Below are 13,475 nucleotides of genomic sequence, written 5' to 3' on the forward strand. Positions count from 1 at the left end.
CACCGCCGCCGCCCGCCAAGGCCAAGCCTGGGAAGACCGCGACCGGCAACAAGACCGACGCGGCAAGTGGTACCGCGCCGCCCGATAACCCACCCAGACCGCCGGCCCCCGCGAACATCCCCCCGCGGGGGCCGGCTTCCGCTCCGGAGGAGCACCGTGCAGAAGCTCACCGGAGGACAGATCGCTGTCCTCGTCGTCACCACGATCCCCATGGTCGCGGTCGGCGTCGGGGGCGCCATCGGCACCTACGCGAACGCCGCCTCCGTCCTCCGCCGCAAAGAGACCGCCCTCGGCGTCGTCGCCGCCGGCGAAGGCGCCACCCTCGTCGCCGCCCTCGTCATGATCGTCGTAACCATGCTCGGGCAGACCGCACCTCGCATCGTGCGCGCCGCGCTCTGGCTCCTCCCCGCCGCCGCCTCCGCCATGGGCCTCGCGATCGCCCCCACCTTCACCGAGGCGGTCGTCTTCGCCCTCACCCCCCTCGCGATGACCGCGGCCGCCGAGGGCATCAGCTTCCTCGCGCGGCGGATCGTCGTGCACCGAACCGGCGTCGACATCGAGGCGCAGCGGCGGAACGCCACGACGCTGCGGCAGATCGCCTACCACCGGGCGCGCGCCGAGCGCCACCCGTGGAAGTGGGTACGGAAGCGGTCCACGCTGCGCGTGTGGCGGCTCCTGAGCCAGGCCGGAGACGGCGACGCCGAACTCGGTGCCGGCCTCGTCGGCGTGCAGCGGGACCGGCTCACGGAGGGCGCGAACCTGGCTCTCGCCGACATGCTCACCGGCCGCCCGGCTCACCTTGAACTCACAGCGGCTCAGCCGGTCGTGAGCCGTGAGCCCAAGCCTGAGCCCGCTGAGCCAACCGACTTCGAGACGACCGTCCACACGGCGCTCACCGTCACCAGCAGCGAGCCGCACACCGTCCTCGTCGACCCGCTGATCCCTCCCACTGCACACCTGCCCACCGCTTCTGACCAGGTGATCTCACGTGAGCCCGTCTTGAGCCCGGCTGAGCCCATCCTCATGAGCCGCCCTGAGCCGAGCCCTGAGCCCGACGGTGAGCCCGAGCCCGACGAGACCAAGCGGCAGATCACCGAACTGGCCTCCCGGCTCAGGGCAGGGGAGCGCCTCACCAAGACCACCGCCGCCGAAATCCTCGGCGTGAGCCCGGCCACCGCCGGACGGCGGCTCAAGGACGCGCGCGGCCGGGTCAACGAAGGAACGGGGTTCTACGCGTGAGTCGAAACCTGAGCCGTGAGCCCGGCGCGGACGAGCTGCGGATGCGGGCAATCCTCCGCACCCGCGGCGTAGGCCCCGACGCCACACCGCCGCTGCCGGCCGTCCCGCCGAAGCCGACGGCACGCCCGCGGGACTGGCTCGACGACATCCTCGACAGCGGCCCGACCCCGGGCCCGGCCATCAAGAAGAAGCCGGCCGAGCCCAAGGCGCAGGCCCCAGACAGGGCGCCGGCGTTCGCCCCGCAGCCCGACTACTACCCGCAGCCCCATATGCCCGCCGCCCTCACCCACGCCCCGGGCCGGGCGCAGGCCGCGCTCAGCCACGGCACCCGCCGCTTCCTCTACAACGCATCCGCCGCCGGCGTCGGCTGGTCGCTTGGTCTCTACGACCAGTTCGCCTCCGTGATCGCCGACTGCGGCCGGTCCAGCATCGGCGGCGCGATCGTCCTCGGCGTCGGCGCCACCCTGCTGATCGCGCACGTGTGGGACCGGCGCACCCGCCATTGGTGGCCCGGTATCGCCTGGGGCGCCCGCATCCCCCTTGCCACTGCCGTTGTTGCGCTCGCCCTGTGGGCGCCCGCAGCCTCCTGAACAGGACGAACACTGTGATCACCAGCGTCATCGCTGCTCCGGCCATCAGCGTCGAGGGCGGGAAGATCCTCGGAACGGTGGGGGCCGGCGGTATCGCCACCCTCCTCACGCTGATCCTGTGGATCGGTATCCGCGACCCCAAGGGCGGAGGCGGCGAAGGCGGCGGGAAGAAGTCCCGCATCCGTAAGCGCCTCACCTCCGACCAGGCCCAATGGACCGGCGTCGCCGCAGGCACGTTCTACATGGTCGCCGGATCGATCTGGACCGTCGGAGAGAACCTGTCCGATGCGTTCGCCAGCGTGTTCACCGGCGGCGGATTCGGCACCGCGGGGATGGGGGCCGTGTCGCTGCTCCTGGCGGCGCTCATGTACTTCCGGGAACTCTCCCCGGGGAAAGCAGCCCTGACCGGGATCGTTGCGGCCGGCGTGTGGGCGCAGGCGGGCGGGTTGTGGGGCCTGCCGCAGGCGTTGATCCTGACCAGCGCGCAGGCAATCGGAGCCACCTGATGAAGATCATTAAGGGGGTGGGGGAGCGGCTCCCCCAGTGGCTCACTGCCGAACTCCGCCCGATCCTCGCCTTCACCGGAGCGGGCGCCGCCCTATGGGCCGGAACCTGTGAACTCGTCCAGCTCGGGTGGGCATGGCTCGCGGAACGGCTCGGCTTCTGGGAGCGGCTGGGCGCCCTCGCGGCCGGCGGCCACCTCGCTGTCTACGGATGCGTACACGCCCCGCACATCGCCCGGTTCGCCGTCCCGGCCGCCGCCGTCGCCTGGTGCGTGGCCGCCTGGTGGATCGCCCCGCCCGTCCTCGACGAGCCCGCCCCCGAACCGCGGGCTGCCAGCGCCCGGGACGGCTTCATTCTGTGGCTCGTACACCGCATCGGAAAGCAGCCCGGCATCCACCTCCGAAACCTCTACCCGGCGATGCGTGAACTGCCCGGCCACGAGGGCCGCGACAACACCCAACTCCGGGCCGCCCTGCGCGCCCTCGGTATCCCCGTCCGCCGCAGCCTCCGTCTCGGCGGAGTAGCCGGCCGCTCAGGGGTCGCTCTCGCCGACCTCCAGCCACTCCCCTCCCCACTTGGAGAGTTGAGTGTGGAGTCCGATGGAGACGCAGGTCAGGGCACGGATTCTCCGGGCGGAGAGCCGCGTGGAGAGCGGTTGGAGAGCGCCTGATGCCGTACGTGTACCGCTGCCGCCAGTGCCGCGCCGCCTCCCTGCCCGGCACCCGGTATGCCGCCGAGAGCGCGCGGCAGACCCACCGTGACAGCGAGCACGGCGGCTTGGCCCCGGACGGGGAGCGCATCGAGTACGTGTCCGGCGGGGCGCGGCATCCGGACGGCCGGTACGTGAGCACGGCCGCGGTGCTGGTTCTGCTGGCGCTGCTGGCGCTCGCCGAATGCGCGGCCCGAGTGGCGGCCCGCTGACCACAAGACCCCGGGGCCGGCCGCTCCATCCGCCAAGAGAGCGCGGCCGGCCCCGGTCCACCCATCCCCATAGAGACAGGAGATCGCCATCATGGCACTCGGCTGGACGAAGAACCCCGAGCCCGACGACGAGCGGCTGCAAGGCCACGAAACCGTCTACCAGGCGTCCAGGGGCGGCCACTTCCCTGTTGTGGAGAAGCCCGTTCCCGGCACGCCGAAGAAGGAAGACTGACCCCATGGGCATCGATGAGCGTTACGTGGCCGGAGTCGACTACGACGAAGACCAGGCGTGCGGCGAGGGAATGTGCCGCTGCTCCTGCGACAGCGGGCATGTCTGCGGCTGCGACTGCTGGCGCTGCGACGAATGCCGGCAGACCGAGGAGAACTGCGACTGCGAGGACTGAGCCCGTCCCGCCACACTGAGCCCGAAGGCCCCGCCGCGCCCCCGTCGCGGCGGGGTTTTCGCGTGCCCGGCTACCGGCCGGCGGTCTCATCGGTGCGACGGGGTGCGGGTACGGCGCGGGCCATCCACCGGTTGTCGGTGAGGAGTTTCGGCAGCATGCGCGGCACGAGCCCGAGCTGCTCGCAGAGTTCGGTGAGAGCCTGCGCGCACTCGGCTTCGCTGTCGGCTTGGATGCCGTACCGGATGGCCATGCCCGTAGTGTGACGGACCGGGCTGACAGCGGGGGCGAGTTGGCCCCGCCGGGTTGGCGGGGCCTCAGTCACGCGGTGGTCTCCTCGCTGCTCACCGGGCGCTCCGGGAGGTCGATGAGGCCCTCGTCCACGCCAGCCTGCTCGGCAAGCGCTTGGACGGCTGCGTCGTACCCCTCGGGGGACATCACGTACCCGGCGACCTTCCCGCGCCGCGTGATCGCGATCTCCTTGCCTCCGAACTGAGTAGCGTCCAGAACGTCCGAGATCCGGAGTCGGGCTTGCGACTGGGTGAGGGTGGCTCCGATCGGAAAGTGGGACGCCAGAAGGCTGCGCTCGGCACCCGCCGTGTTGTAGAGGGGCGCCTCCGCCCGAACGGCGGTCCGCTCGGCGATCTCGGCCTGCTCCCGGTCGGCGTGCCACTCCACCTCCTTCCGGGCCACCAGCGGCCACCACGGCTTGTCCGACGCATGCTGGGTCCAGCGGGTCTCAGGCTGCGTGCTGATGCCGATGTAGACCAGGGCATCGCTGCTGTCATACAGCCGGTAGAGGGCCGTGCGCTGGGTTGCGGTGCTCACGAGGGTGTCACCTTCCCGTCACGGATGCGGGCGACGTACTCGCGCGTCCAACCTGTGGCCTCCACGACCTCGCTGAGCCGTCCGCGCGGGTACGGCTTGGGCTCGGGAAAGAGCTGCGGGATCAGGGTGCGGATCCAGTTGCGGTCCTCTTCGTTCTGGCGGTCGCGTTCGCGGATGCGGAGTGCGGCGGCGCGGACTTCTTCGAGCTTCTCTTCGTAGTTGCTGGCCATGACCTCAGTATGCCATCGATGTAGGCGAACGCAATGTGCCTACCGTGTTGACATGAGAACAGAGTAGGCATACCTTGTAGTCATCGCCACGAACGAGGGGGCAGCAAGATGAGGCACACGAAGAACGAGACGGTCACCCAAACCCTCACCCGCCTCATCACCGCCCTCGACCGCAAGCACCCCGTCACCATCACCTACCTGAAGGAAGAGACCCGCGACGTCTTCGCCGTCGACAGCAACGGCGTCACCGTCCGCCGCACCATCAAGACCGGCCGGCTCGTCGAGACGGTACGCACGCTGGAGATCACCGACTTCGTCATCAGCCAGGCCGGCGACATCCTCGTCAAAGCACTCGACCGCGAGACGGGCCAGGCCCGGTCGTGGCGGCTGGACCGCATCCAGGCGTACACGATCCACCGGACCGCCTACGTCATCGAGCGCCCGGCCGCCGACGACAAGCCGTCCCGCACCACCGGCCTCAACACGGTCACCGTCCTCTACCCCGTCGACTGCCCCGCCACCGCCCGCGTCCAGCTCCTCGCGGATGCCCTGACTGCTTGAGGAGCCCCGCCGTGCGCATCACCGCCCGCCTCCACCGCCCCGCCCGCCACTACGGCGGCACCCTCGGCATCGCCAAGTGGGAGTACACCCGCCACATCGGCGACCGGACCGTCCTCTTCGAAATCACCCACGACCCGGCCACCCGCACCACCAGCATCCGCACCTACCCCGGCGCCGGCTGGACACCCCCCAGCCACAACTTCACCATCCGCGGGCTCACCGCCCGGCAGATCACCGTCCGCATCACCGCCTGACCGCCCGACGAGCCCTAAGCCAGCGCCCGCGTCAAAACTTCCGCACCAAGACCTGGACCACCCACGGATGGAGACCACGATGCCGCTCGACCCGCACCCAAGGGACGCCGGGACCATGACAGACCCGATGACTACCGGGCGTCTCGCAGCGATCGAAGCCACCATCGACGCCGGCACCGCTTCTCCCGACGACCTGCGCGAGCTGCTCGCCGAGACCAGGCGGGCCCGCGCCGATGCGGACGCGCAGTACACCGAGGCCGACTACTGGCGGGAGAGTTACCGCCTCACCAAGGGCCTCAGTGACGACGAGATCAACGCTATGGCGGCGGCACGTGACGCGGTGAAGGCGCACCCGCGTCCGTGTTGGTTCCCGCACGAAGCGTGCGTCTGCCCCGCCTGACCGCCCGACCCGACAGGATGAACCACATGACCGAGCTCGCCCACCGCCAGCCGCAGACTGCCGCGATCGTTTGGATTCTGTCCAAGGGCGAGGACTATGAGGGCGGCAGCGTCCTCGGCGTCTACGCCAGCAAGGAGACTGCGAAGGGCCCGTTCGTCGAAGCCGCCCGGACCATCCCGTTCGACCTCGACAGCGCGTGGCAGGACGAGGCGAGCGGGGCCGTCCACGCGCACGGCGGCTGCGACTGGGTGTCCCTCGTACCGCATCCGCTGATCACGCAGACACAGATCGCCTGAGAGGAACGGCCACATGACCGAGCTGCCCGAGCGCCTGATGGAACGCGTGCACGCCGAAGCGCTCGCCGAGGACCAGGCCCGCAGCACGCCGTACTGCACCGGGGACCGCTGTACCGACTGCACGGCGCCGACCGCCGACGACCCGGACGACGAGTGCTGTGAGGCCACGTGCGGCTGCTGCCCCCGCGTCGACGAACACGGGAACTGCTGGCTGGGCTCCGAGCAGGACGACGGCAGCCGGTACTGCTCGCAGCACGGCGAAGGCTGGCTGAACGACCGGACGCCCGAAGCTGAGCGCATGTACGAACTGCTGCGCCGCGCCTGACCCTGCCCCCGCCACACGAGACAGGAACCCGCATGGAGATCGTGAGCATTGCCAACGACGGAACCGTCACCCTCAAGATGACCGCACAGGAAGCCGCCGCAGTCCGTGACGACCTCGGCCAGATCTGGGCGAACAAGGTCAGCCAGCCCGGCGACAAGCTTCACAGCCTGCTGGAGTGGGCCACGCCCAACGCCTCGTCGCCCACCACCTGACCCCGCCCCCGTCGTGGCCCGCACCCTCAGGGATGCGGGCCACAGGCACGCCCGGGTAACAGAACTCCCGCAAGCCTTCACACCGGCCACACAAGCGGTACCGTCCCCCATTCCACGCAACACCCGCAATAGGGGGGAACATGCACCACACCCGCACCGCCGTCGCACTCGCCGCCACATGCCTGCTCGCGCTCACCGCCTGTAGCAGCAACAACGACGGCAACGGCACCAGCGCCGCAGCCGCCGGCACATCCGGTAGCGGCAACGCCGAGAAGAAGCCGCCGAGCCTGGACGCGCAGCAGGTCGTCAAGGCCCTCGCGGACCCCGTCCCCAACGCCAAGGCGACCACCGTCTACACCGCCGACACCGACCCCAACGACCTACTCGGGCGCCCCGGTGGTTACGCGTCCAAGGCCGACTTCACGGACGACCGCGCCAAGCCCAAGCTGAAGGACGACGCCGTACAGCAAGGGGGGAGCGTCGAAGTGTTCGAGGACCCGTCAGCGGCGCAGGACCGAGCCAAGTTCATCGGAGACACCCTCAAGGCGGCGAAGATCTTCGGCACCGAGTACCACTACGTCAACAGCGGCATCCTGCTCCGCGTATCCGGGGCGCTCACCCCCGGCCAGGCGGCCGAGTACGAGGCTGCGCTGAACAAGCTGGGCTAGGACTTCCCGGAAGATCAACGCGCGCGCCGGGCCCACAACCACCCCATGAGCAAGCACCCGGCGCGCCGCTGACCCGGCCAACGCCACAAGGCCCGCCCCCGGAGCATGAGGGGCGGGCCCTTCCCGTGCCCCCGACATCATCGGGTGCACCGTTACCATCAAACCACCGGCACCAGTAACCGGCGCTTCTCCGAGCGAAGCGCACCACGGCCTCCAACCCCCGCCTTCCGCCGTAAGGAGCCGACCCATGCACAACCCGGCCGACAGCCCTCCCGCCTGCTGCCGCTGCCTCCGCAGGCTCCGTCACGACGAACTCGGCCGTACAGCCTGCCGCCCCTGCCAAGACCGCGTCGACCAAGCCCTCCGACAACTCCCCGGACCCGACGGGCTGTACCGCCAGCTCGCCCACCAGCTCACACCCGGCCGCAGCGACGGCGGCCCGACCGTGACCGTCTCCCGCACCGCACCCCTACCGCTGCGCCTCGGGCCCCTCAGCCTCATGGCCCGCGGCGGCGTCATCACCGTCCTCCAGACCTGGCAAATCGACTGGCACGAGCACCTCGGCTGGCTCCATCCCCGCTGGAAAGGCGACTCCCCGCAGCAGCTCGATCAGGTTGTCCACGCGCTGCGCGTGAACCTCGGATGGGCGGCCACCAGCCACCCCGCATTCGCCGACTTCGCCACCGAAGTCCACTCGCTCGTCCGGCAGTGCGAGCAGCAGGTCACCGGCGAACGCAGGGAGCGGCCCATCTCAGTCGCCTGCCCCTGCGGCGCGACGCTCGCCGTCACCGTCTCCACTCCCGGCGTGCGCTGCCGGCCCTGCGGCACCCAGTACACGCGGACCGACGTACTTGATCTGCCGCTCGCCGCCCGGACGGCGGCTTGACCCAGTTGCGCAGGTGATCGCCTGTATGTCACAGTGCCCCCACCGGAACACACGTGTGTCCGCAGACTGCCAGCCCCCAGCTTCCGGCCGGGGGCTTTCTGCATGTTCGGGGGTGGGCGATGCGAGTCACCGAGTTGTACCCCGAGGATCTGGTGTTCGAGCACGAGGCGGCCGAAGCGACCGGTGTACCAGGACAGGTGATCCGTCAGTGGGCGCGGCGCGGCAAGATTCGCCGTTTCCAGGGCGACGGGCAGATGTCGGGCCAAGGGCACGAGTTCAAGACCATGTACGCCCTCCCGGAGATCCGTGAGCGCGCTGCCTCCTACCGGCCCATGCCGCAGCGGGCCCCCAGGGCCGCGTAGAGGAGAACCCGGAACCGATCGGAACCGGCGGAACGGCCGGACCTTCATGCACGCGGGGAGGTGACTCATGCCCCCCGCCAACCAGTTCATCAACCCAGTCGATGCCGAGGAACGCGCCGAGATCATCCGCCTCCACGGGGAAGGCAAGGGCCGTAACGAGATCGCCCGCATCGCCGGCCGGGCACTGCGCACGATCTCCCTGATCTGCGCAGAGGAAGGCCTCGTCTTCGACCCCTCGGCCACAGAAGCAGCAACCCGCGCCCGCGTCGCCCAACTCGCCGCCCTGCGCGCCGAAACCGCCATGGACCTCCACCTGGACGGCATGCGGCTCACCCAGCAACTGTGGGAACCCGCCAAGGTCTACAGCTTCGGCGGCAAGGACAACACCTACGCCGAAAAGGATGTTGCCGAACCCCCGGCCGTCGACAAGCGGAACCTCATGGCCGCGGCCGGCATCGCCTTCGAGAAGTCGCTGAAGCTCGCACCTCCGGAGCGGGAGGACACCGAGGGCCTTGCGGCCGTGGACTCCTGGCTGAGGGGGATGCTGGGCGGCGAGTGAGGGGGCAGCAATGTTCACTCCCCTCACCGGCAAAGCCCTCCGGGCGACGAACCTCGCTGCCGCGCGCGGGAACCTGTGGGAAGGCGCGGTCCGCTCAGGCAAGACGATCAGCTCGATCATGGTGTGGCTGCGCTACATCCGCACCGGCCCGCCCGGCGCGCTCCTCATGGTCGGCAAGACCGAACGCACCCTGAAGCGCAACATCATCGACGTCATCGAACAGATGGTGGGCAAGAAACGCTGCGTCTACCGGGCCGGCGCGGGCGAAGTCGTCATTTTCGGCCGCACGATCTACGTGGCCGGCGCGAACGACGAGAAGGCCGTCGACAAGATCAAGGGCCTCACCCTTGCGGGCGCGTACATGGACGAGGTCACCACCTACCCGCAGTCGTTCTTTCAGATGCTGGAGACCCGCCTCAGCATCGAGGGCGCGCAGTGGTTCGGCACGACGAACCCTGAGGGCCCGAACCACTGGTTGAAGAAGCAGATCCTCGACCGGGCCCGCCTGCACCTGCGCCGTGACGGCACTCTCGTGGAGACCGCCGACCCGACTGCGCTGGACGTGCACCGGTTCAGCTTCACTCTGGACGACAATCCGTCTCTGCCGACCGCGTACGTCGACTCGCTGAAGCGGTCGCACCAGGGCCTGTTCTACCGGCGGTACATCGTCGGCGAGTGGTGCCTCGCGGAGGGCGTCATCTACGACGCGTTCGACGAGGCGAAGCACGTCGTCGACTTGATCCCGGACATCAACCGGTGGATGTGCGTGGGCCTGGACTACGGCACCGTGAACGCGTTCGCGGCCCTGCTCATCGGTGTGGGCGCGGATCAGCGGCTGTATGTGGCGTCGGAGTACCGGCACGACTCCCGTGAGGCGCGGCGGCAACTGACGGACGCGCAGTACAGCGTCGAGATGCGGGCCTGGCTGGCCTCGTACGAGCATCGCGGGGTGAAGGGTGTGGTCCCGGACTGGGTGTTCGTCGACCCGAGCGCCGCGTCGTTCATGACGCAGCTGTGGTCTGACGGGATGCCTGGCGTGGCGAAGGCCAACAACGACGTGCTCGACGGGATCCGCAGTGTGAGCACGGCGTTCGGTGAGGGCCTGTTGTCGGTTCACCGCTCGTGCAAGGGGTTGCTGTCGGAGTTGCCTGCGTACGTGTGGGACGAGAAGGCGGGCGAGAAGGGCGATGACAAGCCGCTGAAGCTGAACGACCACTCGGTGGACGGTCTCCGCTACGGCCTGCATTCGACGGCGCATGAGTGGCGGCATCTGATCCGTCCGAACTTGGAGGTGGCCGCGTGATCGCCTGGTGGTCGTGGATTCTCACCGCAGTCGGCGTCACCGGCCTCTACTTCGCCGGACGCCGCCGCGCCCTGGGATGGGCCATCGGCCTTGGCGCGCAAGTCCTCTGGATCGCCTACGCCTTGACGACCAAGCAGTACGGCTTCCTCGTCTCAGCAGGCGCCTACGGCTGGGTATACGCCCGGAACTTCCGGGACTGGACGAAGCCGAGCCCACAGCCACAGAGGGAGGCCGACGATGCCGCTCCCCGCTAAGGGCACCCCATGGCCGCCGATCAACCCCGCAATCCGCTGCGCCCTCGAAGACTGGTCCGCCTGGTTCTCCGCCAACCCCGACCGGCTCGCCCACCGCTACCAGAACCGGCACACCGACGGCAGCAGGTTCGGCGCCCCACAGAACAGGCCCTCCCAATACCGCGGCGGCCTGGTCGGTACGGTCGCCCGCTGGTTCTGGGGCGAACCCACACCCCTCGGCGAGAAGCGCGCCAACCTCCACATGCCCCTGGCGAAAGACATCGCCCGCACCTCAGCCGATCTCCTCTTCTCCGAGCCGCCCACCCTCAAGGCCGAGAACAAGGCCACCCAGGAGCGCCTCGAACAGTTCATGGAGTCGGGCCTGAAGCGCACCCTCATCGCCTCCGGTGAGGCCTCCGCAGCGCTCGGCGGGTCCTACCTGCGGGCCGTGTGGGACACCGACGTCCGGCCCGGACCGTGGGCCTCCCTCGTCCAGGCCGACGGCGCCCACCCCGAGTTCGCCCACGGCGACATCCTCAAGAGCGTCACCTTCTGGCGAGTCCTCGCCTCCGACGACCAGAAGGTCATACGTCACCTGGAACGCCACGAGCCGGGCGTGATCCTGCACGGCGTGTACGAGGGCACCCTCGACAACCTCGGCAAGCCCGTAGACCTGAAGGCATTCCCCGAGACGGAGAAGCTTCTACCGGCCCGTACGCTGCCGATCGGGAAGCGCCTTGCCTGCACGTACATCCCCAACTCGATGATCGCCCCCGACTGGCGGGACATCCCCGGCGCCGCCGGACTCGGCTCCTCCGACTATCAAGGCGCGGAGACGTTCCTCTCTGCGATCGACGAGACGTACACCAGCCTCATGCGGGACGTACGGCTCGCCCGGTCCCGCATCATCGTCCCGGCCGGCTACCTCCAGTCCAACGGGCCCGGCGCAGGCGCCCTGTGGGAAGACCGCGAGGTGTACGCGGGCATGAACATCCCGCCCACCGAAAAGCAGGAGATCACCCTCAACCAGTTCGCCATCCGTATCGCAGATCACCGGGCCACAATCGAGGAACTCGTGGGCAAGGTCATCCGCAACGCCGGCTACTCCGCAGGGACGTTCGGCGACGACGACGGCGGCCCGGCGGTCACCGCGACAGAGATCAAGGCCCGCCAGGCGCGCAGCATGAGCACCCGCGCGCGAAAGGCAGAGCTGTACGCGGTAGGGATCGCGGACATCGTCGAGACGCTCCTCATGCTGGAGAGCTCCAACCTATTCACCGGCATCGAGAAGGTGGCAGTCGAGCGGCCGGACGTCATCTTCGCCGACTCGGTGCAGGACGACATCAAGACGTTGGCCGAGACTGCCGAGCTACTGCGCCGGGCGGAGGCCGCGTCCACGGAGACACTCGTCGCACTCACCCGCCCAGACCTCGAAGAGAAAGACCAGCGCGAGGAGGTCGACCGGATCCTGAAGGAGACCGGCCGTCTGGTCGCCGACCCGGTCCTCACGGGGGCCGAGGGTGAGGGGGTGCCGAATGCCGGTTTCCCCAGCAATGGCGGAGGACCTCGCCCGTGAGATAGGGCGCCTGTACGAAGACGCCGAAGCATCCCTGCTGGAGCGCCTCGCGAAGGCACTGGAAGCGGGCATCGACTCGCCGCGGTGGGCGGAGCTGAAGCTTGCCGCGGTCGGCAACCTTCGGGAGGCTGTCGAGACTGTGGCCGACGCGCTCCAGCAGGACGCCGACGGCAAGGTCCGCGAAGCGCTCGTCACCGCGTACAACCGGGGCCGGCAGGCGGCCGTCGCCGAGCTGGGCGCGCTGGACATCGGCCGGGAGCTGGTGGCCCGCGAGGTGTTGCCGAACGCTCCGGCCGTGGACCGGCTGGCCGCGTCGCTCGCGCAGGACACGCGGCCGTTGTATGTGCGGATCACGCGGTCGGTGGTGGACGGGTACCGGCGGATCGTGGGCCGCGTTTCGGGTGGGGTGCTGCTCGGTACGGTGACGCGGAGGCAGGCCAGCCAGAGGGCATTGGATCAGTTCGCACAGCGAGGCGTCACCGGGTTCATCGACTCTGCGGGCCGCGGCTGGGACATGGCCGCGTATGCGGAGATGGCCGTCCGGTCTGTCACCGCCCGCGCCGCGATCGAGGGCCACACGGACGCGCTCGCGGAGCTCGGGATCGGGCTGGTCATCGTCTCCGACGCGCCGTTGGAGTGCCCGCTCTGCCGCCCGTGGGAAGGCGAAGTGCTGGCGCTGTCCGGCGAGAGCGGTCCACACACGATCGTTGCGAAGCACGCCATCCAGCCGTCCGGGCTCTTCGCGCCGACGCGCACGGTGGCCGTGCATGTCGCGGGCTCGCTCGTCGAGGCCCGCGGGAAGGGCCTCTTCCACTGCAACTGCCGTCACAGCCTGTCCGCGTATCTGCCTGGCGTGACGACCCGGCCGCCGCACCATGCGACGCCCGGGACGACGTACGAGGACACGCAACGCCAGCGGGAGATCGAGCGACACATCCGCCGCTGGAAGCGCACTCAGGCCGCCGCGATGAACGAGGCCGCCCGCCGGAAGGCGGGCGCGAAGGTCCGATCCTGGCAAGCCGCGATGCGTGAGCACGTGGCCGCACACGAGGATCTGCGGCGCAAGCCCCAGCGGGAGCAGATCAACACTGCCCGCTGACCACAGACTTCCGGCCGCCGCACGGCGC

Annotated in this window: 24 protein-coding genes; 21 read left to right on the top strand and 3 right to left on the bottom strand. The window is 69.6% G+C overall.

Annotated elements, in window-relative coordinates; all coding sequences use genetic code 11:
- Positions 1–156 precede the first annotated feature (156 nt).
- From I8N67_RS34455 to I8N67_RS34485, 7 genes are all read left to right on the top strand, one after another.
- The gene (locus I8N67_RS34455) at positions 157–1,239 is read left to right on the top strand and encodes a hypothetical protein (RefSeq protein ID WP_200308213.1); all 1,083 of its coding nucleotides are present in this window, start codon (positions 157–159) and stop codon (positions 1,237–1,239) included.
- The gene (locus I8N67_RS34460; RefSeq protein ID WP_200308214.1) at positions 1,236–1,829 is read left to right on the top strand and encodes a hypothetical protein; all 594 of its coding nucleotides are present in this window, start codon (positions 1,236–1,238) and stop codon (positions 1,827–1,829) included. The genes I8N67_RS34455 and I8N67_RS34460 overlap by 4 nt, the downstream gene beginning before the upstream one ends.
- A 14-nt stretch (positions 1,830–1,843) precedes the next feature.
- On the top strand, positions 1,844–2,335 hold the full coding sequence (locus I8N67_RS34465) for a hypothetical protein (protein WP_200308215.1): 492 nt from the start codon (positions 1,844–1,846) through the stop codon (positions 2,333–2,335).
- On the top strand, positions 2,335–3,003 hold the full coding sequence (locus I8N67_RS34470) for a hypothetical protein (RefSeq protein WP_200308216.1): 669 nt from the start codon (positions 2,335–2,337) through the stop codon (positions 3,001–3,003). The genes I8N67_RS34465 and I8N67_RS34470 overlap by 1 nt, the downstream gene beginning before the upstream one ends.
- On the top strand, positions 3,003–3,254 hold the full coding sequence (locus I8N67_RS34475) for a hypothetical protein (RefSeq protein WP_200308217.1): 252 nt from the start codon (positions 3,003–3,005) through the stop codon (positions 3,252–3,254). The genes I8N67_RS34470 and I8N67_RS34475 overlap by 1 nt, the downstream gene beginning before the upstream one ends.
- 91 nt (positions 3,255–3,345) lie before the next feature.
- On the top strand, positions 3,346–3,486 hold the full coding sequence (locus tag I8N67_RS34480; RefSeq protein WP_200308218.1) for a hypothetical protein: 141 nt from the start codon (positions 3,346–3,348) through the stop codon (positions 3,484–3,486).
- A 4-nt stretch (positions 3,487–3,490) separates the two neighbouring features.
- A complete protein-coding gene (locus tag I8N67_RS34485; RefSeq protein ID WP_200308219.1) occupies positions 3,491–3,658 on the top strand; it encodes a hypothetical protein in 168 nt (55 codons plus the stop codon).
- Between the two features lie 70 nt (positions 3,659–3,728).
- On the opposite strand, the gene I8N67_RS34490 is transcribed toward I8N67_RS34485, so the two are convergent.
- The 3 genes from I8N67_RS34490 to I8N67_RS34500 form a co-directional block, all read right to left on the bottom strand.
- Complete coding sequence (locus I8N67_RS34490; protein ID WP_200308220.1) at positions 3,729–3,908, bottom strand: hypothetical protein; 180 nt, start codon at positions 3,906–3,908, stop codon at positions 3,729–3,731.
- A 68-nt stretch (positions 3,909–3,976) separates the two neighbouring features.
- On the bottom strand, positions 3,977–4,483 hold the full coding sequence (locus tag I8N67_RS44380) for a type II toxin-antitoxin system prevent-host-death family antitoxin (protein WP_200308221.1): 507 nt from the start codon (positions 4,481–4,483) through the stop codon (positions 3,977–3,979).
- Positions 4,480–4,713, bottom strand: a complete 234-nt coding sequence (locus I8N67_RS34500; RefSeq protein ID WP_200308222.1) for a hypothetical protein — start codon at positions 4,711–4,713, stop codon at positions 4,480–4,482. Before I8N67_RS34500 ends, I8N67_RS44380 begins: the two co-directional genes overlap by 4 nt.
- A 108-nt stretch (positions 4,714–4,821) precedes the next feature.
- On the opposite strand from I8N67_RS34500, the gene I8N67_RS34505 reads away from it, so the two are divergent.
- The 14 genes from I8N67_RS34505 to I8N67_RS34570 all read left to right on the top strand — a co-directional run bounded on the left by I8N67_RS34505 (position 4,822) and on the right by I8N67_RS34570 (position 13,447).
- Positions 4,822–5,274 carry a hypothetical protein gene (locus tag I8N67_RS34505; protein WP_200308223.1) on the top strand — a complete coding sequence of 151 codons (453 nt, stop codon included), beginning with the start codon at positions 4,822–4,824 and terminating at the stop codon, positions 5,272–5,274.
- A gap of 11 nt (positions 5,275–5,285) precedes the next feature.
- Entirely contained in the window at positions 5,286–5,528 is a 243-nt protein-coding gene (locus I8N67_RS34510) for a hypothetical protein (protein WP_200308224.1), read from the top strand.
- Positions 5,529–5,655: 127 nt separating this feature from the next.
- Complete coding sequence (locus I8N67_RS34515; protein ID WP_200308225.1) at positions 5,656–5,928, top strand: hypothetical protein; 273 nt, start codon at positions 5,656–5,658, stop codon at positions 5,926–5,928.
- 26 nt (positions 5,929–5,954) lie between these two features.
- A complete protein-coding gene (locus I8N67_RS34520) occupies positions 5,955–6,224 on the top strand; it encodes a hypothetical protein (protein ID WP_200308226.1) in 270 nt (89 codons plus the stop codon).
- A 13-nt stretch (positions 6,225–6,237) separates the two neighbouring features.
- Positions 6,238–6,549, top strand: coding sequence for a hypothetical protein (locus tag I8N67_RS34525; protein ID WP_200308227.1), 312 nt, complete (start codon positions 6,238–6,240; stop codon positions 6,547–6,549).
- A 32-nt stretch (positions 6,550–6,581) separates the two neighbouring features.
- Positions 6,582–6,761: a hypothetical protein gene (locus I8N67_RS34530; RefSeq protein WP_200308228.1), complete on the top strand. Its 180-nt coding sequence runs from the start codon at positions 6,582–6,584 to the stop codon at positions 6,759–6,761.
- Positions 6,762–6,901: 140 nt separating this feature from the next.
- A complete protein-coding gene (locus I8N67_RS34535; RefSeq protein ID WP_200308229.1) occupies positions 6,902–7,429 on the top strand; it encodes a hypothetical protein in 528 nt (175 codons plus the stop codon).
- Between the two features lie 247 nt (positions 7,430–7,676).
- On the top strand, positions 7,677–8,315 hold the full coding sequence (locus I8N67_RS34540; RefSeq protein ID WP_200308230.1) for a hypothetical protein: 639 nt from the start codon (positions 7,677–7,679) through the stop codon (positions 8,313–8,315).
- 119 nt (positions 8,316–8,434) lie between these two features.
- Complete coding sequence (locus I8N67_RS34545; RefSeq protein WP_200308231.1) at positions 8,435–8,677, top strand: hypothetical protein; 243 nt, start codon at positions 8,435–8,437, stop codon at positions 8,675–8,677.
- A gap of 67 nt (positions 8,678–8,744) precedes the next feature.
- A complete protein-coding gene (locus tag I8N67_RS34550) occupies positions 8,745–9,236 on the top strand; it encodes a helix-turn-helix domain-containing protein (protein WP_234046756.1) in 492 nt (163 codons plus the stop codon).
- A gap of 10 nt (positions 9,237–9,246) precedes the next feature.
- Complete coding sequence (locus I8N67_RS34555; RefSeq protein WP_200308232.1) at positions 9,247–10,539, top strand: PBSX family phage terminase large subunit; 1,293 nt, start codon at positions 9,247–9,249, stop codon at positions 10,537–10,539.
- Positions 10,536–10,793 (top strand): hypothetical protein, encoded by a 258-nt coding sequence (locus tag I8N67_RS34560; RefSeq protein ID WP_200308233.1) that lies wholly within the window; start codon positions 10,536–10,538, stop codon positions 10,791–10,793. The genes I8N67_RS34555 and I8N67_RS34560 overlap by 4 nt, the downstream gene beginning before the upstream one ends.
- On the top strand, positions 10,777–12,348 hold the full coding sequence (locus I8N67_RS34565) for a phage portal protein (RefSeq protein ID WP_200308234.1): 1,572 nt from the start codon (positions 10,777–10,779) through the stop codon (positions 12,346–12,348). Before I8N67_RS34560 ends, I8N67_RS34565 begins: the two co-directional genes overlap by 17 nt.
- Positions 12,308–13,447: a phage minor capsid protein gene (locus I8N67_RS34570; RefSeq protein WP_200308235.1), complete on the top strand. Its 1,140-nt coding sequence runs from the start codon at positions 12,308–12,310 to the stop codon at positions 13,445–13,447. The genes I8N67_RS34565 and I8N67_RS34570 overlap by 41 nt, the downstream gene beginning before the upstream one ends.
- Positions 13,448–13,475: the final 28 nt, after the last annotated feature.

The organism is Streptomyces adelaidensis (assembly GCF_016598475.1).
GTDB lineage: Bacteria > Actinomycetota > Actinomycetes > Streptomycetales > Streptomycetaceae > Streptomyces > Streptomyces adelaidensis.

Coding starts and splice junctions, on each gene's coding strand:
- I8N67_RS34470 (WP_200308216.1), top strand. CDS start 2,335: ATGAAGATCATTAAGGGGGTGGGGGAGCGGCTCCCCCAGTGGCTCACT.
- I8N67_RS34475 (WP_200308217.1), top strand. CDS start 3,003: ATGCCGTACGTGTACCGCTGCCGCCAGTGCCGCGCCGCCTCCCTGCCC.
- I8N67_RS34480 (WP_200308218.1), top strand. CDS start 3,346: ATGGCACTCGGCTGGACGAAGAACCCCGAGCCCGACGACGAGCGGCTG.
- I8N67_RS34485 (WP_200308219.1), top strand. CDS start 3,491: ATGGGCATCGATGAGCGTTACGTGGCCGGAGTCGACTACGACGAAGAC.
- I8N67_RS34490 (WP_200308220.1), bottom strand. CDS start 3,908: ATGGCCATCCGGTACGGCATCCAAGCCGACAGCGAAGCCGAGTGCGCG.
- I8N67_RS34500 (WP_200308222.1), bottom strand. CDS start 4,713: ATGGCCAGCAACTACGAAGAGAAGCTCGAAGAAGTCCGCGCCGCCGCA.
- I8N67_RS34505 (WP_200308223.1), top strand. CDS start 4,822: ATGAGGCACACGAAGAACGAGACGGTCACCCAAACCCTCACCCGCCTC.
- I8N67_RS34515 (WP_200308225.1), top strand. CDS start 5,656: ATGACTACCGGGCGTCTCGCAGCGATCGAAGCCACCATCGACGCCGGC.
- I8N67_RS34520 (WP_200308226.1), top strand. CDS start 5,955: ATGACCGAGCTCGCCCACCGCCAGCCGCAGACTGCCGCGATCGTTTGG.
- I8N67_RS34525 (WP_200308227.1), top strand. CDS start 6,238: ATGACCGAGCTGCCCGAGCGCCTGATGGAACGCGTGCACGCCGAAGCG.
- I8N67_RS34530 (WP_200308228.1), top strand. CDS start 6,582: ATGGAGATCGTGAGCATTGCCAACGACGGAACCGTCACCCTCAAGATG.
- I8N67_RS34535 (WP_200308229.1), top strand. CDS start 6,902: ATGCACCACACCCGCACCGCCGTCGCACTCGCCGCCACATGCCTGCTC.
- I8N67_RS34540 (WP_200308230.1), top strand. CDS start 7,677: ATGCACAACCCGGCCGACAGCCCTCCCGCCTGCTGCCGCTGCCTCCGC.
- I8N67_RS34545 (WP_200308231.1), top strand. CDS start 8,435: ATGCGAGTCACCGAGTTGTACCCCGAGGATCTGGTGTTCGAGCACGAG.
- I8N67_RS34550 (WP_234046756.1), top strand. CDS start 8,745: ATGCCCCCCGCCAACCAGTTCATCAACCCAGTCGATGCCGAGGAACGC.
- I8N67_RS34555 (WP_200308232.1), top strand. CDS start 9,247: ATGTTCACTCCCCTCACCGGCAAAGCCCTCCGGGCGACGAACCTCGCT.
- I8N67_RS34565 (WP_200308234.1), top strand. CDS start 10,777: ATGCCGCTCCCCGCTAAGGGCACCCCATGGCCGCCGATCAACCCCGCA.
- I8N67_RS34570 (WP_200308235.1), top strand. CDS start 12,308: ATGCCGGTTTCCCCAGCAATGGCGGAGGACCTCGCCCGTGAGATAGGG.